Source organism: Mitsuaria sp. MSU3D, from assembly GCF_056867975.1.
The window spans coordinates 6,319,030-6,338,662 of sequence record NZ_CP200314.1; the positions used below are offsets into that span (position 1 = coordinate 6,319,030).

Below are 19,633 nucleotides of genomic sequence, written 5' to 3' on the forward strand. Positions count from 1 at the left end.
CGCCGCCCGCCACTCCCGCGCCGCCCCGGTCGGCGGCGACCGGGAAGACGGCCGCGCCGGCCTCCGCCTCTCCCGCAGCCTCTCCCACAGCCTCTCCCGCTACCACGGCCGCTCCCGCTGCCATGGCCCCGTCGTCCGCGCCGCCGACCCAGGCAACGACTGGCCCCTCGTCCGATGTCCCCATTAAAGGCCACGCGATGGCCATCGGCGGCGCGCTGAAGGCCGACAACGACGAGGTCTGGAATCGCCTGATCGCGCTGGCCGGCGGACGCGGCGCGCGCTTCGTCGTGTTCGGCACCGCGGCCGAGGATCCCGAGGCCAGCGCCAAGCAGGTCGTCGAGCAGCTGCAGCGCCGCGGCGCCATCGCCGAGGCACTGCCCGTCGCGCCGAAGTTCTCCTGGGTCGACCTCAACAAGGTCGTGCGCGACGCCGCGCTGATCGCCAAGGTGCGCAACGCCAAGGGCATCTTCTTCACCGGCGGCTCGCAGGAGCGCATCGTCGACGTGCTCTTCCCCGGCGGGCATTCGACGCCGATGCTCGACGCCATCTGGGACGTCTACCGCAAGGGCGGCGTCGTGGCCGGCACCTCGGCCGGCGCCGCGGTGATGAGCACGGTGATGTTCCGCGACGCGCCCAGCGTCATCAGCATCCTCAAGGGCCAGTGGGAGGAGGGCAAGCAGATCGACCGCGGCCTGGGCTTCGTCGGGCCCGGGCTCTTCGTCGACCAGCACTTCCTCAAGCGCGGGCGTTTCGGCCGCATGGTGCCGTTGATGCTGGCCAAGAACTACAAGCTCGGACTCGGCGTGGACGAGAACTCCGCCGCCGTGATCCGCGGCGACGAGGTCGAGATCATCGGCCACAAGGGCGCGCTGCTGGTCGACCTGAGCGAGGCGTCCTCGGATCGCGGGCTCGGCGTCTTCAACCTGAAGAACGCCCGGTTGACCTACCTCGACCACGGCGACCGGATGAACCTGCGCACCCGCGGCGTCACGCCTTCGGCGGTGAAGCTGCGCGGGCAGAAGCTCGAGCCCGGCGCGCCCGACTACAAGCCCTACTACACGCTGCCGCAGTTCTACACGGACATGCTGGGCGACTCGACGATCTCCACGGCGATGTCCATCCTGATCGACAGCGTGCAGCCCGAGTTCCGGGGGTTGAGCTTCGAGGCCGCGCCCAGGGCCGGCGATACGCTGGCGGATCTGGGTTTCCTGTTCCGGCTCTACAAGGGACCGGGCAGCATCGGCTGGAGCACCGATGAACTCGGGCCCGAGGACTACACGGTGGTCAACCTCTACCTGGACGTGACGCCGGTGCGCATGCCGCTGCCGCTGTTCGGCCCCTGGCCCGGCGAGCCTCGCCCGAAGAAGCCGGCCGCGGCCGAGGAGCCCCCTGCCGGAGAGCGCCCCCAGCAGTGAGTGACGAGTGCCTGCAGGCCCGTGCCCCTCGGCCGCGCCCTGCTTGGCCGCCCGGGCGGCAGGCAAGGCCGTCCGGCATCCCGATTGCTGCCGGCCTGGGCAAAGCCGCTAGCATGCGGCGTCCGCTCTTCCTTGCTCTTCTCCTGGAGTCTCCTGCGTTGTCGCGAAAACCTCTCACCCCTGGGCGTGCCGCCGCCGGGGCGGTCCTGCTGCTGCTGAGCGCGGCACTGGGGCTGCCCGCCGCGGCGCAGACACGCCCCGCGCCGGTGGCGCCGGCCTCGCCCGTCGTGCCGCATTCACCGGCCCTGCCGACCACCCCGGCCGTTCCGCCCAGCGCCCCCTCGATCGCCGCCAGCCAGGCGATGCCGTCGGCGCCGGTCTCGGCCAGCGCGCGCCGGCTCTATGACCGCAGCCGTTCGCAGCTGCTGCAGGTCCGCACGCTGTACAACGGCAGCCAGGCCTCGGTGGGGTCGGGTTTTGTCGTCAGCGCCGAAGGCCACGTCATCACCAACTACCACGTCATCAGCCAGCACGCGCTGGAGCCGGAACGCTATCGCCTGCAGTACCAGACGCCCGAAGGCGACGGCGGCGACATCGAACTGCTGGACTTCGACGCCCGCCGCGACCTCGCGCTGCTGCGCATCGTGCGCAAGGGCGCCGCGACGGATCCCCAGGGCGATCCGAAGAACGTGATCGCCCGCATGACGGCCACGCCGCTGGTGTTCCGCAAGGCCGACCAGCCGCTGGCCAAGGGCGAGCGCATCTACTCGATGGGCAACCCGCACGACGTCGCGTTCGCCGTCGTCGAGGGCACGTACAACGGCCTGGTCGAGCGCAGCTTCGATCCGTTGATCTACTACTCCGGCTCGATCAACCCCGGCATGAGCGGCGGTCCGGTCATCGACGAGGACGGCGAGATCGTCGGCATCAACGTGTCCACGATGATCTTCGCGCAGCAGATGAGCTTCCTCGTCCCGGCGGAGCACGCGGCCGCGCTGCTCGCGCGCAGCCGCAACGCCGCGCCGATGAAGGGCGCCGCGTGGCCCAAGCTGCGCCAGCAGCTGATGGCCTACCAGGACGAGCTCTCGCGCAACTTCCTCGCGCAGCCGTGGCGCACGCTCACGCATCCGCGCTACCGCTTCCCGATCCCGCAGGAGGAGTACATGCGCTGCTGGGGCAGCGGTTCCTCCGCCGACGAGCAGGGCCTGCAGATGCAGCGCACGCAATGCCGGATGGAGCATGCGCTGTTCATCAGCGAGTCGCTGCAGACCGGCTACTTCGGCGTCACCGAAGAGGTCTACGACGGCAGCAAGCTCGGCGCGATCCGCTTCTCCGCGATCTATTCGGCGAGCTTCCGCAATGAACGCCTGGGCGGTCCGGATCGCGACCGCACCGCGCCCTACTGCCGCGAGGACTTCGTCCAGCAGAAGGAGGGTCCGCCCTTGCGGGCGGTCGCCTGCCTGCGCGCCTACCGCAAGCTGGAGGGGCTCTTCGACCTGACCGTGCTGGTCACCAACGTGGACGCCGCGACGGAAGGCGCCCTCGGCCGCTTCGACGCCCGCGGCGTCAGCTTCGCGAATGCCACCAAGCTGACGCGTCACTATCTGCAAGGATTCGCATGGACCACGCCGCGGTAATCGAGATCGTCGACCGGGACGGTCATTGCCGGGAAGTGCACCGCGTGCGCGCGTGGCCGCTGCGCATCGGGCGGTCGCCGGATTGCGACCTCGTGCTGTCCGATCCGCACCTGGCCGGCGCCCACGCGCTGCTGCACTGGGACCGCGGCGAACCGGCCGCCGAGCGCAGCGACGAGACCCTGGACGAGCAGGCCGCGCCTGCCGCGGGTGGCCCGGTGCTGGAACTGCTGCCCAGCCAGAACGGCGGATGGCTCGACGGACGCCGGCTCGCGGCGGGCAGCCGCGCGGCGTGGCCGTCGTCGGCCCTGCTGCAGATCGGCACCACGCGGCTGCGGCTGCGCACGGTCCTGGATCCCTTGCCGGCCGAGAAGCCGATGAACCGCGCCGACGAGCCCGTCAAGCGCGACGCGCGGCCGTCGTGGGCGCTGCCCGCCATGCTGGCGCTCTGGGCGCTGATGCTGTGGGGCTCCAACTGGGCAGGCAACGACGGCTCCGCGAGCTGGGTCGATACGGTGAGCGCGCTGCTCGCGCCGATCGGTGTGGCGCTGATCTGGTCGGCGCTCTGGGCGCTCATCACGCAGCTGTTCCGGCACTGGTTCGCATTCGGCGCCCACCTGTGGCGGGCGCTGGTCGCGACGGTCGCCATGCAGCTGCTGGACCTGCTGCTGCCGCTGGTGGCCTACATGTTCAACGCGCCGCGGCTGCTGGCGCTGGAAACGGTGGTCATGTCGGTGGGGGCCGCGTTGCTGCTGTGGTGGCACGCGACCGTGGTCTGGCCGCGCGCCTCGCGGCGCGTGGCGGTGGGCATCGGCGCGATGTGCCTTGTCGGCCTGGTGCTGACGGTGGGACGGCGCACCGAGCAGCAGTACTGGCTGGGCCCGAACTACATGGCCACGCTGGCCCCGCCGTCCTTGCGCCTGGCCACGCCGAAGCCGGTGGACAGCTTCATCGACGGCATGGACAAGCTCGAGGCCCCGCTGCTGAGGCAGGCCGAGAAGCGCAACGAGCAGGCCGGCGGCAGCGGCGACAACGAGGAGTAGGGCCTAGCCGGTGGTCATCGCGACCGGCGCCGCGCCTGGCGCCGTGCGCCGTCGCAGCCAGGCGACCACCGGCAGCTCGAGCCATCGCCCGATCAGCCACCCGCCGACGACGGCTGCCACGACGGCGATCGAGAAGGTCGCCACTTCCGGCAGTGCGCGATACACGCCGGCTTTTGCCAGCAGCGCCAGCACGATGTTGATGAGCAGGCAGTGGGCGAGGTAGAGCGAGTACGACACCGCGCCGAGCTGCGCGAGCGCGGCCGGCACGCGGACTGCATGGCGCCGTTCCATGGCCACGAGCGTGGCCAGCACCGACGCCGAGGCGAGCCCCAGCGCGACGCGTCCCCCGAAGGCATGCGCCCCTTGCGGCCCGAGGCGTTCGTAGAGCACGGCGGCGACGAAGATCGCGCCCACCATCCACCCCTGCCACCGGACCAGCGGCAGCGTCGCGCGGCGCGCCAGCAGCCCGGTCGCGACGCCCATCAGGAACTGCAGGCAATGCGGGTCGCCGAGCTTCCAGGGCAGGGTGCCAGGCAGCGCGCCGAAGGTCTGCGCCACGACGAGCGCGGCCCACAGCCCATACAGCGCGAGGCCGCCGCGCAGGTGCAGCAGCAACACGCAGAAGCTCAGATAGAACATCACCTCGTACTGCAACGACCAGGCGACGCCGACGTACTCCGGCTCCTTCGCCCCGATCCACAGCAGCAGCGTGCCGGGGATGTCGTCGCTGCCGAGTTCCGAGACCGGCATGCGGCCGGCCAGCAGCCTCGACAGGATCGAGGGTCCGGCGGTCATGGCCAGCACCATCCAGTAGATCGGGAACACGCGCACGAAGCGCTTCCACAGGTAACCCGGCCAGCGCGCCGCGCCGCGGCCCAGCTCCGCGTGGTGGACGAAGGTGATGATGAAGCCGCTCAGGACGAAGAAGAAGTCGACGCCGACGTAGCCGAAGTCGAACACGCCGCCCAGCGCGACATGGCCGGTGAACTGCGGCACGCGCATCAGGTGCGTCGCGTGCATGAGCACCACCGCCAGCGCGGCGAGCGCGCGGGCGGCCTCGATCGAAGCCAGCTTTGGCGCGGCGGCGTGGGGAGACGCGTGTGACGCGTGTGACGCGTGGGGCGCGTGGGAAGGGGCGGTCGGGGCCATGAGGCGGCGGCGCGTCGGCGAGAGCCAGGACAGCCTCGCACGGTACGGCGGCACCGCGGCGTCGGTTCACCGGACGTCCCCCGGGACGGGGGAACCCCTCCAGGGGACAGCGTCGCGCGTGTCGACGCCTGGTCAACGCTCGGTCGACTTCAGTTGGCCGTCAGGCGCTTTTCCATGAAGACCGACAGCGGGTCCTCGGCATAGTTGCCGAACGGCGCGCGGCGGTCGTAGCCCAGCGTCTCGTACAGCTTCAGCGCCTCCGGCTGGTGCACGCCGGTCTCCAGCCGCGCCAGTTCGATGCCTTGCGCCCTGAGGTGGGACTCCAGCTCTTCCATCAACACCTTGGAGATTCCGCGTCCCCGGAAGTGCGGCTGGACGAAGACCCGCTTGATCTCGCCGTAGGGGACTTCCGCGTCGTCGACCACCTTCACCGCCGCGCATCCGGCCAGCCATTCCGCCAGCCACACGCCAATGAAACGCACCCGCGGCTGGGCCAACGCGTGCGGATCCTCGAGGTGGTTGCTCTCGCTCGGGTAGAGGGCCGCCATGTACGCGTCCGACTGCGCCAGCAGGGACATCGCGGCGGGGCTGTGGGGGTCCAGAGGTTCGATCTGCATGGCCCGAAGGTAGCAACCGATGTGCCCAACCGGGCCGGATCCGCGAAAGACCCTGAAAAGTTCTGCAAGCCAATGTTCGCTTGCAGGTTTGTCATAAGCGTGAAGCAAGCCGATAGGCCGGATTCTGTGCGCGGATCCTCTTGCGATTTTCCGCGTGACCGCCATTCATCTGGGCCGGGCATCACTGCCCGGCTCGGTGCCACCTACCCGCCAGCTCTGCGAGCCGCATCAACGCTGGCCTACTTGGTGTTGCTGCGCGTAGAGATTGCCCGTTTCACCCGACGCGGGCCTTGCCCGCGTCGGGTGGCTGCTCGGTTTGCGCTTGCGCGCAAGTCCGCGATGCTTGCGCCTCACGAACGAGAGGGCTTGCGCCCTCTCCCTCACAGAACACCCGATTGGCGGAACCCGCTTCGACTCGTCTCTGTTGCTCTGATCCTCGGCTTTCGCCGGGCAGCCGTTAGCTGCTACGCCGCTCTATGCAGTCCGGACCTTCCTCCAGTGCCGTGTTTCCACGATCGCACCAGCGGCGGTCTGGCTTGCTTCACGGGCGCGAGTTTACCCCGGGGGCAGGGGGGCTCAGGGCTGGCCGGCGAGCACGGCCTCGATGGTCCTCTGCACCGCCAGCGCCTCGGCGAAGCCCGGCAGGCTGTGCGAGTGTCCGTCCAGCATCGCCGACCAGTGGCTGAGCTGGTCCGTCATGCCGTTCATGCGCAGCGTCTCGGCGTCGCCCATGCTCTGGACGCGTTCGCCCTGGCGCTGCTGCGTCACGCCGAACCAGTCGCGCAGCTCGATCTCGCCTTCGCTGGCGCGCCACAGCATGCGGTTGTCGTCGGCGCGATCGCCGCCAAGGCTGGCGCTGATCGTCACCGGCACGCCGGCGGCGACCAGTTCCGCCTCCACCGCGAGCTCGGATCCGACGCCGTCGTCCGGGTACTCGACCTGGCTGCGCACGACCTTGGCCGGTCCCAGCACCCGCTGCAGCACGAAGATGAAATGCGACAGCACCTCGCGCGAGAAGCCGCCCTCGGCGCGCTGCGACAGCCAGGCGCCGGCGCCGGCCTGCCAGGGGCGCGGCCACGCGGCGAAGCGCAAGTCGATGGCCACGCCGTGCAGCGCGCCCATCGGCCGCCGCGATCCGGCGCCGAAGGCCAGCTGCAGCTGCGCCAGTCCGGTCGACGACGCGAGCGAGTAATTGACCGCCGCCCGCTGCCGCTCGCGCTCGATGCGCTCGATGCAGGCGCGCGCGGCCTCGAAATCGGTGGTCAGCGGCTTCTCGCACAGCACCACGAGGCCCGCGTCGAATGCCTGTTCCGTCAAGGCGATGTGCGGCCCCGGCGGCGTCGCGATGTAGAGGCCGTGCAGGCCCGGCTCGCGGATCAGCGCCTCGGCGCTGGTGGCCGCGCGCAGCAGCGGGTCGTGGGCCAGCGCCTGCGCCAGCACCTCGGGGTTCTCGTCCCAGACGCGGGTCACCCGCAGCCGGGCGTGACCGGCCAGACGCGCCAGCATCCGCTGACCCATCACCCCCAGTCCGACCACCCCAATGCTCAATACGCCTGGCACCACGTTCCCCGCCCGAAGTTCCGCAAAAGTCCCGCAGTGTAGGGGCCCCGCTACACTGCCGGTCATCGCCCGGGACGCCCGGGCGACCCGCGCACGCTTCACCCGCAAGCGGCGTTCCCGGCCTGCATGACGGCCAGCTCCGCGGCTTGCCGGCGTTATCGTCGGCGGCTTCCTCGCACGCTCGCACCGCATCCACGCATGAACCCCGAAGCCAGCCAACTGTGGCGCGCCCCGCGCTGGGCCCTCGCCATCCTGCTGGCCGCGCTGGCCACGGTGGGGCCGTTCTCGATCGACACCTACATCCCGGCCTTCGCCGGCATCGCCCAGGCGCTGGACGCGACGCCGATCGAGATGCAGCAGACGCTGTCGGGCTACCTGCTCGGCTTCGCGGTGATGAACCTGTTCCACGGCGCGCTGTCGGACAGCTTCGGCCGCCGCCCGGTCGTGCTGTGGGGCATGGCGGTCTTCGCGCTGTCCTCGATGGGCTGCGCGCTGGCCGGCAGCATCGGCCAGCTGGTGTTCTGGCGCACGGTGCAGGGGCTGTCGGCGGGGGCGGGCGTGGTGGTCTCGCGCGCCATCATCCGCGACATGTTCCCGCCGTCGGAGGCGCAGCGGGTGATGTCGCAGGTGACGATCTTCTTCGGCCTCGCGCCGGCGATCGCGCCGATGATCGGCGGCTTCCTCTACGTGCACGCCGACTGGCACGCGATCTTCTGGTTCCTGGTCTTCGTCGGCGCGTTGCTGTTCGCGATCACCTGGCGCCTGATGCCGGAGACCCTGCATCGCGACCACCGCCAACCCTTCCATGTCGGCTCGCTGCTGCGGGGTTACCGCTCGCTCGTCGGCAGCCGCCGCTTCCTGCTGCTGGCGCTGGCCAGCGGCATCCCGTTCAACGGCATGTTCCTGTACGTGCTGGCCGCGCCGGTCTTCCTCGGCGAACACCTGGGCCTGGCGCCGACGCAGTACTTCATCTTCTTCCTGTTCAGCATCGGCGGGATCATGGGCGGCGCCTGGCTCAGCGGCCGGCTCGCCGGCAAGATCGCGCCGCGCAAGCAGATCCGGCGCGGCTTCCTGATCATGGGCTTCACGTCCGTCGCCAACATCGTCTGCAACCTGACGCTGCCGCACAGCCCGCTGTGGGCCTTCCCGCTGATCAGCAGCTTCGCCTTCGGCTGGGCGCTGATGGTGCCGGTGGTGACGCTGCTGGTGCTGGACCAGGCACCCGAGCGCCGCGGCATGGCTTCCTCGCTGCAGGCCTGCATCGGCAGCGCGGCCAACGGCCTGGTGGCGGGCGTGCTGGTGCCGCTGGTGATGCACTCGATGCTCGCGCTGGCGGTGACCTCCGCCGCGATGATGTGCATCGGGCTGGTTGCCTGGACCTGGGTCAAGCGCGAGGTGTCCGCGGCGGCGCCGCCCGCGTGACATCGGAACATCGGACATCGGCACATCGGCACATCGGGCGACCCTCAAGATGCCCGGCCAGGCTCCGAAATAGACAGGGCGATCCTTCTGTCGTTCCCGGAGCTCCCTTTCATGTCTGACCGTCCCGCATCCGGTGTCCTGCTGCCGGCGGCCCTCTGCCTCTGCCTCTGCCTCTGCCTGTGCCTGCTGCTGCCTGGCGCGCTCCGCGCGGCCGAGCCTGCGCCTGCGCCCGCTCCGAAAGGGGAGGCGTCCGGGGAACAGTTGCGTGACCGCTTGGCGGACCGCCTGAAGGAGGACGCCGCCGCGCTCAAGCTGAGCACCAAACCGGCCGGCGCGGCGATGGACGTGAAAACCGCCAACCCGGTTGACCTGCGCGCGCGCCGCGCCGCCAAGCCCGCGGTGGCGGCCTCCGCGGCGAAATCCTCGATCCCCTGGGCCTACACCGGCGAAGGCGCGCCCGACAAATGGGGCCAACTGCAGCCTGAGTTCCGCCAATGCGCGATCGGCACCCGCCAGAGCCCGATCGACCTGCGCGACACGATCAAGGTCGATCAGGAGCGCATCCAGTTCGACTACAAGCCCAGCAGCTTCTCCGTGGTCGACAACGGCCACACGATCCAGGTGAATGTGGCGGCGGGCAATGCCCTGACGATCATGGGTCGGCGCTACGAACTGCAGCAGTTCCACTTCCATCGCCCGAGCGAGGAGCGCATCAACGGCCGCCAGTACGACATGGTGGCCCACCTGGTCCACAAGGATGCCGAGGGGCGCCAGGCCACGGTGGCGGTGCTGCTGGAGCGCGGCCAGGACCAGGCGCTGATCCAGACGGTCTGGAACTACCTCCCCCTCGAACGCGGCGATACCTATACGGCGCCGGTTCCCATCGACCTCACCCAGTTGCTGCCGCGGGACCAGGCCTACTTCTCGTACATGGGCTCGATGACCACGCCGCCCTGCAGCGAAGGCGTGCTGTGGCTGGTGCTGCGCCAACCGGTGCAGGTGTCGTCGCAGCAGATCTCGGTGTTCTCGCACCTGTACCCGATGAACGCCCGGCCGCTGCAGGCGCAGTCGGGCCGTCTGATCAAGGAATCGAACTGAATCAGCGAAGGGTTCGTCTCTTCAATTTCTGAGCCGCGGAAAGCACTGTTTCCGCTTTGGGCCGAGGCCGTGACCACCGTCACGCCTCGGCCTTCTTCTTGGTGGAAACCCTTGGTTGGAGGTGACGCTACCCGCACAATGCCGGCCTCCCCCCCCCCGGACTCCCACCGTGTTGAAGACCATCAAATCGCGCCTGATCGCCATCAGCATCCTGATCGTCGTGGCGGCCGTCGCGCTCGCCACCTTCGCCAGCTACTGGGCCGTGCGCGATCATGCGCGCCGCCAGGTGCAGGCCCAACTGACCGATCTGGCCACCGCCAATGCCGCCGGCATCGCCGCGTGGGTGAAGACGCAGAAGGACGTGGTCACCGCGATGGCATCGGCCGCGCAGCTCGAGGACCCGCGCCCCGTGCTGACGCAGGCCTTGCAGTCGGGCCGGCTGGATCTGGCCTACGTCGGCGGCGCGGACAAGCGGATGATCTCCATCCCCGACCGCCAACGCCCGGCGGAGTACGACCCGACCGGCCGCGGCTGGTACAAGCTGGCGTCCGGCACGGACCAGCCGGTGATCACCGCGCCCTACGTGGCGGCGTCGAGCAAGAAGCTGGTCGTCACCTTCGCCAGTGCGGTGCGCGCGGGCGGCGAACTCAAGGCCGTGGTGGGCACCGACGTGGCGCTGGACGACATCGTCGCAACGATGAAGTCGATCAAGCCGACCGCGAGCGGTTTTGCGATGCTGCTGGACAAGCAGGGCACCGTCATTGCGCACCCGGACGCGGCACTGACCTTGAAGCCGGTGAAGGACCTGTCCGCCGCGATCGACGGCGCGTTGCTGTCGACCGCCCATGGCGACGAGCCGACGCTGGCCGAGGTCGGCGCCGCCCGCTTTTTCCTGAAGGCCGTGGACGTGCCCGGCACGGACTGGGTGCTGGTGGCCGCAGCCGAGCGCAACGAGGCTCTGGCCGCGCTGTCCGACGTGCTGCGCAACGCGGGCTTGACGATGCTGGTCGTGACGATTGTGGCGGCACTGGTCGCCGCCGCGGCGGTCGGTGCGTTGCTCAAAGGCCTGGCTGGCATCAAGCGCGCGATGAACGACATCGGCGCCGGCGAGGGCAATCTCAGCCAGCGCCTGCAGGTGCGTGGCGAGGACGAGCTTGCCGACATCTCGCGCGGCTTCAACCAGTTCGTGCACAAGATCGAGCAGGTGATGCTGCAGGTGCGCGAGACCAGCCAGTCGATCGCGGTGGCGTCGCGCCAGATCGCCGCCGGCAACCATGACCTGAGTCAGCGTACCGAGGAGACGGCCAGCAACCTGCAGGAGACGGCGAGCTCGATGGAGGAGCTCAACAGCACCGTGGCCAACAGTGCCGCCAACGCCGACCAGGCGCGGCAACTGGCTGATACCGCCAGCCGCGTCGCGCGCCAGGGCGGCGAGGCGATGGGCCAGGTGGTCGCGACGATGCAGGACATCAGCACCAGCTCGCGGCAGATCGGCGACATCATTGGCACGATCGACGGCATCGCCTTCCAGACCAACATCCTCGCGCTGAACGCCGCCGTCGAGGCCGCGCGTGCGGGCGAGCAGGGTCGCGGTTTCGCGGTCGTGGCGAGCGAGGTGCGTGCGCTGGCGCAGCGTTCGGCCGGCGCGGCCAAGGAGATCAAGACGCTGATCACGGCCAGCGTCGAGCGCGTCGACACTGGCGCGCGCCAGGTGTCCTCCGCCGGCGAGACGATGAACGAGGTCGTCGGCAGCGTGCAGCGTGTGGCGCAGATGATCGGCGAGATCAGCCACACCGCGCAGGAGCAGAGCCACGGCATCGGCCAGGTGAACGTGGCCGTCGCGCAGCTGGACCAGGTGACGCAGCAGAACGCGTCGCTGGTCGAGGAATCGGCGGCTGCCGCGGAAAGTCTCAAGGACCAGGCGCAGAAGCTGGCCGACGTCGTCGGCACCTTCCGCCTGAGCGGCTCGGCGTCGACGACGTTCTGATCCCCGCCGCTCTTACCCCCTCTCCCGCTTGCGGGAGAGGGAAGGGGTGAGGGCCAGCGGCCTGCGCAGGATGGCGATGCCGGGCGTGCCGCTCAGCGCGCCGGATCGACCGCGTGGAAGCGCAGGAACATGTCGGTCGCCGAATCGGCCACCTGCCGCTGCTGCGCCTTGTCCAGCGACGGCTGTCCCATCGTGATCTGCGGCCAGAAAGCGAAGCCCTTGACCAGGGCCTGCAGCTGCGCCGCGGCGAAGGCCGGATCCCCGTCCTTGAGGCGGCCGTCCGCCATCGCCGCGCGGATCCACACAGTCAGCGCTTCCTCTCGGCCGCCGAGCCGGCACAGCATCTCCCGCGCGCGTTGCGGCGCGTGGATCGCCTCGGCGATCAGGACCCGCGCCAGATCCAGGAACTGCGGGTCGTCGCTCATCGCGAGCTTCTGCTCGACCAGCGTCAGCAACTGCTCGCGCAGTGGCCGGTCGGCGCGGTAGGTCAGCTTGAGCTTCGCCTCGGTCGCGACCCAGAGCCGCTCCAGGATCGCGTCGAACAGGGCGTCCTTGCCGCTGAAATGGTTGTAGACGGTGCGCTTGGACACCTGCGCGCGGCCCGCGATGCGGTCCATGTTCGCGACCTCGAAACCATGCTCGCGGAACTCCGCGATGGCCGCGTCGACGATCGCCTGGCGCTTGCGGTCGGTCAGCCGCATGCGCTCCGCCTCGCCGTAGGCGGCGAGTTCCTCGGGAGCGAGCGGCGCTGGCAGGGGGCGGGCGGCGTCGGAAGTCATGGGATCAATCTTACACCGGGGAGTTTACTTTTCAGGATTGAGCGTCTAGACTGCTGCAAAACTACACTGTGTAGTGCAAGTTTTCAAATGCGCCCTCAGTCTCCCCGCCACCCCGTCGTCCGCAGCGCCCGCGCCTTGCTGCCGCGCTCCTTGAGCGCGCTGAGCAGCGTTGCCGCCATCCTGATTGTTGGAGCCCTCGCCATGACCGCTTCCCGCGTGATGTCCTCGCCCGCCGCCATCCCCTCGAAGGGCGTCTCCGCCCCCGCGCCGGAGGGCACCCAGCCCGCCGTCGAGCAGTCGCCGCAATGGGCGAAGGGCCAGTTCCACAACCCCGCGGTGGAGCCCGAGCAGGGCTTCTGGAAGACGATGGGCATCATGTGGGACTTCATGTTCCACAAGCCTGCCGGCACCGCGCCGGACACGCCCATCGAGGTGCAGGCGCTGACCAAGGCCCAGTTGCTGGCCGCGCCGGACCGGACGCTGTTCCGCCTCGGTCATTCAACCCTGCTGCTGAAGCTGCGCGGCCGCTTCTGGCTGACGGATCCGGTGTTCTCGGAGCGCGCGTCGCCGTTCTCGTTCATGGGTCCGAAGCGCTTCCACGCGCCGCCGATCGCCCTCGACGAGTTGCCGGAGATCGAGGCGGTGATCCTGTCGCATGACCACTACGACCACCTCGACCACGACACCGTGCTCGCGCTGGCGCCCAAGGTGCGCCACTTCGTGACGCCGCTGGGCGTGGGGCAGCGCCTGATCGACTGGGGCGTCCCCGCGGCCAAGGTGCAGCAGTTCGACTGGTGGCAGGGCACGTCGATCGCGGGCGTGCAGTTGACCGCGACCCCCGCGCAGCATTTCTCGGGCCGCAGCCTGAGCGACCGCAACTCGACGCTGTGGGCCTCGTGGGTGCTGATCGACGACGACCTGCGCGTGTTCTTCAGCGGCGACACCGGCTACTTCGACGGCTTCAAGGCGATCGGCGAGCGCTTCGGCCCCTTCGACCTGACGCTGATGGAAACCGGCGCCTACGACCCGCGCTGGCCCTACGTCCACATGCAGCCGGAGCAGACGATGCAGGCGCATGTCGACCTGAAGGGCAAGCGCCTGCTGCCGATCCACAACGGCACCTTCGACCTGGCAATGCACCGCTGGCAGGACCCGTTCGAGCGCATCAGCGCGCTGGCGCGGCTGCGCAACGTGGAGCTGGTGACGCCGGTGATCGGTTCGCCGCTGGCGATTGAACAGCCGGGGCCGACGCCGCAGTGGTGGCAGGGTGCAGCCGTCGCTTCGCCGGTCTCCACGGGCGCGGGCCAGCCGGCGGCCGCATCGACCGCCGCATCCGCTGTGACCCCCTGAGCCTCGGCCGCTAGGTTTCGAACCGCTCTCCCACCAAAAAGCCCGGCCTGGCCGGGCTTTTTGCATGGCTCCCACTTTTCCGCCACTGTCGGACGGTGGATAGCTCATTGAGGCAGGGTGGGAGCGCGGCCGACCCCCACATTGGTGCCTCCGCCTGGGGGCCGCTGTCCCGGTTTCAGGCGGGTACGACAGTCGATTTGAGTTGATCCATCACTTGCACTGCAGTTGTTAAGTCCTTCATTTTGAACGACTTTTATTTCACGCACTGGCTTGAAAATGGGAGCTAAGTAATTGATTTGATTGGGAAAAACGCCAAATTACCTTGACCGGGGCGCGGCCCGCCATTAAAGTGGGAGAAAGTGCAATTCGGTGGGGCAAAGTGGCGAATGTCGTGTTTCAGGGGGCGAGTGCCTTGGCGTTGGACGCCAAGGGGCGCTTGACCGTCCCTGCTCGGCACCGCGAGGTCCTGCAGGCGCTGTGCGGCGGCCAGCTCACGCTGACCAAGCACCCTGAAGGCTGCCTGATGGTCTTCCCCCGTCCCGCCTGGGAACAGTTCCGCGACAAGGTCGCCGCGCTGCCCATGTCCGCCGCCGGCTGGAAGCGCGTCTTCCTCGGCAACGCCCAGGACGTCGAGATCGATTCCGCCGCCCGCGTGCTGATCGCGCCGGAGCTGCGCACCGCCGCCGGGCTGCAGAAGGACACGATGCTCCTCGGCATGGGCAGCCACTTCGAGCTCTGGGACGCCCAGGCCTACGCCGCCCATGAGGCCGCCGTGATGCAGTCCGAGATGCCGGCCGTGCTCCAGGACTTCAGCTTCTAACCGTCATGAGCGAGCAGTCCCCGTCCTCCGCCGCCCCCGCCTTCGCCCACACGACCGTGCTGCTGCACGAGACGGTGGACGGCGCCTTCACGACCCCCGACGGCATCTATGTGGACGGCACCTTCGGGCGCGGCGGCCACTCCCGCCTGCTGCTGTCACGGCTGGGGGAGAAGGGACGGTTGATTGCCATCGACCGCGACCCGGAGGCGGTCGCGGCCGCAACGTCCGGACAGACGCGGGTCGACGACCCGCGTTTCCACATCTGCCACAGCGCGTTCGCCGACATGGGCGCGCAACTCGACGCGCTGGGCGTCGACCAGGTCGACGGCATCCTGCTGGACCTGGGCGTCTCCAGCCCGCAGATCGACAACCCGGAGCGCGGCTTCAGCTTCCGCTTCGACGGCCCCCTCGACATGCGCATGGACACGACGCGGGGCGAAAGCGCCGCGGAGTTCATCGCCCGCGCGGAGGTGGACCAACTTGCACAGGTGATCCGCGACTATGGCGAAGAACGGTTTGCTCTCCCGATTGCAAAGGCGCTTGTGGCTCGCCGGGAAGGCGGGCGCCCTGTCCGGACAACCGCCGAGCTTTCCCAAGTCGTGGCTGGTGCAGTCAAAACCCGCGAGCCGGGCAAGGATCCTTCGACGCGCACATTTCAGGCTCTACGGATATTCGTCAACGCCGAGCTTGAAGAGTTGCAGCAGGGGCTGAAGGCCGCGCTGGCCAAGCTCAAGCCGGGCGGCCGGCTGGCGGTGATCAGCTTCCATTCGCTGGAAGACCGCATCGTCAAGAACTTCATCGCTGAACACAGCAAGGAAGTGTTCGACCGCCGCGCTCCGTTCGCCGAACCCAAGCCGCAACCGCTGCGCGCCATCGCGCGCGTCAAGCCCAGCGAGGACGAGGTGCGCGGCAACCCGCGCTCGCGCTCCGCGATCCTGCGGGTGGCCGAGCGCACCGACGCGCCGCTGCCGCCGCCGGTCGCCGAGGACACCGGCAAGCGCAAGAAGGGGGGCCGTCGATGATCGGCCGCCTGAACCTGCTGCTGATCGCCGCGGTGATGGTGTCCGGCATCTACATGGTGCGCAGCGCCTATGAATCGCGCCGCCTGTTCACCGAGCTCGACCGTGCGCAGACCGAGGGCCGCCGGCTCGACGCCGACTACCAGAAGCTGATGGCCGACCGCCAGGCGCAGGCGACCAACCTGCGCGTCGAGCAGGTCGCGCGCGAGCGGCTGAAGATGCGTCCGATCTCGCCGGCGATCACGTTCAATCCGGAGGCGCCGGCGATCGAGGCCAGCGGTGTGCGCGGTCGTGCGCAGCCTCCAGTGCAAGGAGCCGCCCGATGATCGGCAAGCTCCGCAAGAAGCTGGGCAACAGCGCCCGGAACGCCTCGCGCAATGCAGCGCGCAACGGCTCGACGCGTGGCGTCAGCTATTCGAGCAGCCCGCTGCTGGCGTCGAAGACGCCGCCGTGGCGCTCGCGGTTCCTGGTCGCGCTGGTGGGCCTGGCGTTCGCCGGCCTGCTGGCGCGCGCGGCCTACATCCAGCTGATCGGCGAGGACTTCTTCCAGCGCCAGGGCGAAGCCCGCTACGCCCACAAGATGGAGCTGCCGGCCAGCCGCGGCAAGATCAGCGACCGCAGCGGCCAGGTGCTGGCCGCCAGCGTGGCCGTGCCGTCGATCTGGGCCTTCCCGAAGGAAGTCGACACCGATCCCGACAAGCGCCGCCAGCTCGCGAAGCTGCTGGACATGTCGCGCGCGGAGCTCGACAAGCGCCTCGACCCGGCCAACCGTTTCGTGTTCCTGCGCCGCCAGGCTGACGACGAAACCGCCCGCAAGATCAAGGAACTCGGCCTGAAGGGCGTGTTCCAGGACCGCGAATACAAGCGCCAGTACCCCGAGGGCGAAGCCGCCGCGCACATCGTCGGCTTCACCAACATCGAGGAGCAGGGCCAGGAAGGCATCGAGCTCGCGTTCCAGAAGGACCTGCAGGGCCGGGACGGTTCGCGCTCGGTCGTGCGCGACCGGCTGGGCCGCGTCGTCGAGGACATCGGCGAGCGCGTGCCCGAGACCAACGGCAAGGACATCGAGCTGTCGATCGACGCGAAGGTGCAGTTCTTCGCCTACCAGCGCGTGCGCGACGCGGTGGCGGAGAACAAGGCCAAGGCCGGCTCGGTGGTCGTGCTGGATGCCCACACCGGCGAGGTGCTGGCGCTGGCCAACTTCCCGAGCTACGACCCGGGTCACCGCCAGAACCTGTCCGGCGAGCAACTGCGCAATCGCGCGCTGACCGACGTCTTCGAGCCGGGCTCGACGATGAAGCCGTTCACGACCGCGCTGGCGCTGGAGACCGGCCGGGTGCGTCCCGACACACTGCTGAGCACCGGTCCGCGCAGCGTGGTGATCTCCGGCTGGTCGCCGACCGATGCGCACCCGCACGGCGACCTGACGGTGACGCAGGTGATCCAGAAGTCCAGCAACATCGGCGCCGCGCGGATGGCGCTGATGATGCAGCCGCGCGAGATGCACGAGATGTTCACCGCGATCGGCCTGGGCCAGCGGCCGCAGATCGACTTCCCCGGCGCGGTGACCGGCAAGCTGCGCCCGTGGAAGAGCTGGCGTCCGATCGAGCAGGCGACGATGAGCTACGGCTACGGCCTGTCCGCGTCGCTGCTGCAGCTGGCGCGCGCCTACACGGTCTTCGCGCGCGAGGGCGACATCATCCCCATCACGATGACCCGGCGCCCGGCCGACCAGCCGGTGAACGGCATCAAGGTCTTCAGCCCGAAGGTCGCCGCGGACATCCGCGGGATGCTGCAGATGGCGGCCGGCCCGGGCGGCACGGCGCCGCAGGCGATGGTTCCCGGCTACAGCGTCGGCGGCAAGTCCGGCACGGCGCACAAGCAGGAAGGCAAGGGCTATGCGAGCCACAAATACCGTTCGTGGTTCGTGGGCATCGCACCGATTTCCAAGCCGCGCATCATCGTCGCGGTGATGGTCGACGAGCCGAAGAACGGCCAGTACTTCGGCGGCGCCGTGGCAGGTCCGGTCTTCAGCCAGGTCGTGGCGCAGACGCTCAGATTGCTGGGCGAGCCGCCGGACCTCGACGTGAAGCCGCAGATCGTGGCGCAGCAACGGCTGCAAGCCGTCGACGAGAGTTTCTGAGCGGGCACGAACCATGTTGATGCACCTGAAATCCCCCGAAGCCGCCGCCCGCTGGCTGCAGGAATGGACGCCGAGCGGCCAGCTGCGCACGGACAGCCGCGCCGTGGGCGCCGGCGACGCGTTCATCGCGTGGCCCGGTTATGCGAAGGACGCGCGGCAGTTCGTCGCGGGCGCGCTGTCGGCCGGCGCGGCGACCGCGCTGGTCGAGCATGCGGGCGCTGCAGAGTACGGCTTCACCGACGCCCGCATCGCGTCGCTGCCCGACCTGAAGCTGAACTGCGGCCGCATCGCGTCGGCGTTCTACGGCGAGCCGAGCAAGCGCCTGAACGTGCTCGCCGTCACCGGCACGAACGGCAAGACCTCCAGCGCCTGGTGGATCGCGCAGGCGCTGACGCTGCTGGGATCGCGCTGCGGCGTGATCGGCACGCTGGGCGTCGGCCAGCCGCCGGTGCCCGGCGCCACGACGAATGCCTCGATCGAAGCCACCGGCCTCACGACGCCCGATCCCGTGCGCCTGCAGGAGGCCTTCAAGCGCATGGCCGATGACGGCTTCGGCGCGTGCGCGATCGAGGCCTCCTCGATCGGCATCGAGGAGCACCGGCTCAGCGGCACCACCATCCAGGTCGCGCTGCTCACCAACTTCACGCAGGACCACCTCGACTACCACGGTGGCATGGACGCCTACTGGGTGGCCAAGCGCAAGCTGTTCGACTGGGACGGCCTGAAGGCCGCGGTGCTCAACATCGACGATCCGAAGGGCGTCGAGCTCGCCGCCGAGTTGAGCGCTGCCGGCCAGCTCGACGTGTGGACCTACGGGCTCAACCGGGCCGATGCGCGCCTGAGCGCGATCGACCTGCGTCACGACGCGCACGGTCTCGCCTTCACGCTGCGCGAGGGCGCCGCGACGGTGCCGGTGCAGACCGGCCTGATCGGCGACTACAACGTGTCCAACCTGCTCGGCGTGATCGCCGGTCTGCGGGCGCTGGGCCATGGCCTGGAGGACATCGCGCGCGTCGTCGCGCTGGTGACGCCGGTGCCGGGCCGCATGCAGCGCGTGGGCAGCGGTCGTGAGCTGCCGCAGCTGGTGGTCGACTACGCCCACACGCCGGATGCGCTGGAGAAGGCGCTGAGCGCGCTGAAGCCGCTGGCCACCGCGCGTGGCGGCGAGTTGCGCGTCGTGTTCGGCTGCGGTGGTGATCGCGATCCGACGAAGCGCCCGCTGATGGGCGCGATCGCCGCGCGCCTGGCCGCGCACGTCGTGCTGACCAGCGACAACCCGCGCACCGAGGACCCGCTGAAGATCCTCGCCGACATCGAGGCCGGCCTGCCGGCGGGTGTCGCGCGCGAAGTCATCGCGGACCGTGCCGCGGCGATCACGCGCGCCGTCGATCAGGCGGGCGCGCGTGACGTCGTGCTGGTGGCCGGCAAGGGGCATGAGGACTATCAGGAGATCCACGGCGAACGTCGCGCGTTCTCCGACGTGCAGGCGGCGCGTGCCGCGCTGATCGAGAGGGCCGGGCTGTGAGCGACACGACCCCGATCAACGCCGGCTCCGCCGCTCCGGGCGCATCGAGTGCGCTGAGCGCGTCGAGCGAAT

General features: G+C 69.5%; 16 protein-coding genes and 1 other RNA gene. 12 read left to right on the plus strand and 5 right to left on the minus strand.

The window, feature by feature from the left end; all coding sequences use genetic code 11:
• Nucleotides 1-197 precede the first annotated feature (197 nt).
• From AC1VNM_RS27840 to AC1VNM_RS27850, 3 genes are all read left to right on the plus strand, one after another.
• Nucleotides 198-1,415: a cyanophycinase gene (locus tag AC1VNM_RS27840; RefSeq protein ID WP_483109066.1), complete on the plus strand. Its 1,218-nt coding sequence runs from the start codon at nt 198-200 to the stop codon at nt 1,413-1,415.
• Nucleotides 1,416-1,573: 158 nt separating this feature from the next.
• Nucleotides 1,574-3,052, plus strand: coding sequence for a S1 family peptidase (locus tag AC1VNM_RS27845; protein WP_483109067.1), 1,479 nt, complete (start codon nt 1,574-1,576; stop codon nt 3,050-3,052).
• Nucleotides 3,034-4,092, plus strand: a complete 1,059-nt coding sequence (locus tag AC1VNM_RS27850; protein WP_377157144.1) for an FHA domain-containing protein — start codon at nt 3,034-3,036, stop codon at nt 4,090-4,092. The genes AC1VNM_RS27845 and AC1VNM_RS27850 overlap by 19 nt, the downstream gene beginning before the upstream one ends.
• A 3-nt stretch (nt 4,093-4,095) precedes the next feature.
• Here the strand turns inward: AC1VNM_RS27850 and AC1VNM_RS27855 are convergent, their stop codons facing one another.
• The 4 genes from AC1VNM_RS27855 to AC1VNM_RS27870 form a co-directional block, all read right to left on the minus strand.
• On the minus strand, nt 4,096-5,241 hold the full coding sequence (locus AC1VNM_RS27855) for an acyltransferase family protein (RefSeq protein ID WP_483109068.1): 1,146 nt from the start codon (nt 5,239-5,241) through the stop codon (nt 4,096-4,098).
• Between the two features lie 149 nt (nt 5,242-5,390).
• Nucleotides 5,391-5,858 carry a GNAT family N-acetyltransferase gene (locus AC1VNM_RS27860; protein WP_377157141.1) on the minus strand — a complete coding sequence of 156 codons (468 nt, stop codon included), beginning with the start codon at nt 5,856-5,858 and terminating at the stop codon, nt 5,391-5,393.
• A 97-nt stretch (nt 5,859-5,955) separates the two neighbouring features.
• An RNA gene (gene rnpB / locus AC1VNM_RS27865) (RNase P RNA component class A) lies at nt 5,956-6,401 on the minus strand.
• A 33-nt stretch (nt 6,402-6,434) separates the two neighbouring features.
• Complete coding sequence (locus AC1VNM_RS27870; RefSeq protein ID WP_377157139.1) at nt 6,435-7,394, minus strand: Gfo/Idh/MocA family protein; 960 nt, start codon at nt 7,392-7,394, stop codon at nt 6,435-6,437.
• A 222-nt stretch (nt 7,395-7,616) separates the two neighbouring features.
• On the opposite strand from AC1VNM_RS27870, the gene AC1VNM_RS27875 reads away from it, so the two are divergent.
• From AC1VNM_RS27875 to AC1VNM_RS27885, 3 genes are all read left to right on the plus strand, one after another.
• Complete coding sequence (locus AC1VNM_RS27875) at nt 7,617-8,840, plus strand: multidrug effflux MFS transporter (protein WP_483109069.1); 1,224 nt, start codon at nt 7,617-7,619, stop codon at nt 8,838-8,840.
• A 111-nt stretch (nt 8,841-8,951) separates the two neighbouring features.
• The gene (locus tag AC1VNM_RS27880) at nt 8,952-9,938 is read left to right on the plus strand and encodes a carbonic anhydrase (protein WP_483109070.1); all 987 of its coding nucleotides are present in this window, start codon (nt 8,952-8,954) and stop codon (nt 9,936-9,938) included.
• Between the two features lie 169 nt (nt 9,939-10,107).
• Entirely contained in the window at nt 10,108-11,925 is a 1,818-nt protein-coding gene (locus tag AC1VNM_RS27885) for a methyl-accepting chemotaxis protein (RefSeq protein ID WP_483109071.1), read from the plus strand.
• A gap of 92 nt (nt 11,926-12,017) precedes the next feature.
• Here AC1VNM_RS27885 and AC1VNM_RS27890 read toward each other — a convergent pair whose 3' ends face one another.
• The gene (locus tag AC1VNM_RS27890; RefSeq protein ID WP_483109342.1) at nt 12,018-12,626 is read right to left on the minus strand and encodes a TetR/AcrR family transcriptional regulator; all 609 of its coding nucleotides are present in this window, start codon (nt 12,624-12,626) and stop codon (nt 12,018-12,020) included.
• Between the two features lie 297 nt (nt 12,627-12,923).
• Between AC1VNM_RS27890 and AC1VNM_RS27895 the strand changes: the two genes are divergently transcribed.
• From AC1VNM_RS27895 to AC1VNM_RS27920, 6 genes are all read left to right on the plus strand, one after another.
• Nucleotides 12,924-14,054, plus strand: a complete 1,131-nt coding sequence (locus tag AC1VNM_RS27895; RefSeq protein WP_483109343.1) for an MBL fold metallo-hydrolase — start codon at nt 12,924-12,926, stop codon at nt 14,052-14,054.
• 391 nt (nt 14,055-14,445) lie between these two features.
• Nucleotides 14,446-14,874 (plus strand): division/cell wall cluster transcriptional repressor MraZ, encoded by a 429-nt coding sequence (gene mraZ / locus AC1VNM_RS27900; RefSeq protein WP_331614200.1) that lies wholly within the window; start codon nt 14,446-14,448, stop codon nt 14,872-14,874.
• 5 nt (nt 14,875-14,879) lie between these two features.
• Nucleotides 14,880-15,896 (plus strand): 16S rRNA (cytosine(1402)-N(4))-methyltransferase RsmH, encoded by a 1,017-nt coding sequence (gene rsmH, locus AC1VNM_RS27905; RefSeq protein ID WP_483109072.1) that lies wholly within the window; start codon nt 14,880-14,882, stop codon nt 15,894-15,896.
• A complete protein-coding gene (ftsL, locus tag AC1VNM_RS27910) occupies nt 15,893-16,219 on the plus strand; it encodes a cell division protein FtsL (protein ID WP_377157130.1) in 327 nt (108 codons plus the stop codon). Before rsmH ends, ftsL begins: the two co-directional genes overlap by 4 nt.
• Nucleotides 16,216-18,036: a peptidoglycan D,D-transpeptidase FtsI family protein gene (locus AC1VNM_RS27915; protein ID WP_483109073.1), complete on the plus strand. Its 1,821-nt coding sequence runs from the start codon at nt 16,216-16,218 to the stop codon at nt 18,034-18,036. The genes ftsL and AC1VNM_RS27915 overlap by 4 nt, the downstream gene beginning before the upstream one ends.
• A 13-nt stretch (nt 18,037-18,049) precedes the next feature.
• Complete coding sequence (locus AC1VNM_RS27920) at nt 18,050-19,561, plus strand: UDP-N-acetylmuramoyl-L-alanyl-D-glutamate--2,6-diaminopimelate ligase (RefSeq protein ID WP_483109074.1); 1,512 nt, start codon at nt 18,050-18,052, stop codon at nt 19,559-19,561.
• The last annotated feature ends 72 nt before the right edge of the window (nt 19,562-19,633 follow it).

Bases quoted from the DNA above. Each gene is read 5' to 3' on its own strand.
- AC1VNM_RS27840 (WP_483109066.1), top strand. From the start codon at position 198: ATGGCCATCGGCGGCGCGCTGAAGGCCGACAACGACGAGGTCTGGAAT.
- AC1VNM_RS27850 (WP_377157144.1), top strand. From the start codon at position 3,034: ATGGACCACGCCGCGGTAATCGAGATCGTCGACCGGGACGGTCATTGC.
- AC1VNM_RS27855 (WP_483109068.1), bottom strand. From the start codon at position 5,241: ATGGCCCCGACCGCCCCTTCCCACGCGCCCCACGCGTCACACGCGTCA.
- AC1VNM_RS27860 (WP_377157141.1), bottom strand. From the start codon at position 5,858: ATGCAGATCGAACCTCTGGACCCCCACAGCCCCGCCGCGATGTCCCTG.
- AC1VNM_RS27875 (WP_483109069.1), top strand. From the start codon at position 7,617: ATGAACCCCGAAGCCAGCCAACTGTGGCGCGCCCCGCGCTGGGCCCTC.
- AC1VNM_RS27880 (WP_483109070.1), top strand. From the start codon at position 8,952: ATGTCTGACCGTCCCGCATCCGGTGTCCTGCTGCCGGCGGCCCTCTGC.
- AC1VNM_RS27890 (WP_483109342.1), bottom strand. From the start codon at position 12,626: ATGCGGCTGACCGACCGCAAGCGCCAGGCGATCGTCGACGCGGCCATC.
- AC1VNM_RS27895 (WP_483109343.1), top strand. From the start codon at position 12,924: ATGTCCTCGCCCGCCGCCATCCCCTCGAAGGGCGTCTCCGCCCCCGCG.
- rsmH (WP_483109072.1), top strand. From the start codon at position 14,880: ATGAGCGAGCAGTCCCCGTCCTCCGCCGCCCCCGCCTTCGCCCACACG.
- ftsL (WP_377157130.1), top strand. From the start codon at position 15,893: ATGATCGGCCGCCTGAACCTGCTGCTGATCGCCGCGGTGATGGTGTCC.
- AC1VNM_RS27915 (WP_483109073.1), top strand. From the start codon at position 16,216: ATGATCGGCAAGCTCCGCAAGAAGCTGGGCAACAGCGCCCGGAACGCC.
- AC1VNM_RS27920 (WP_483109074.1), top strand. From the start codon at position 18,050: ATGTTGATGCACCTGAAATCCCCCGAAGCCGCCGCCCGCTGGCTGCAG.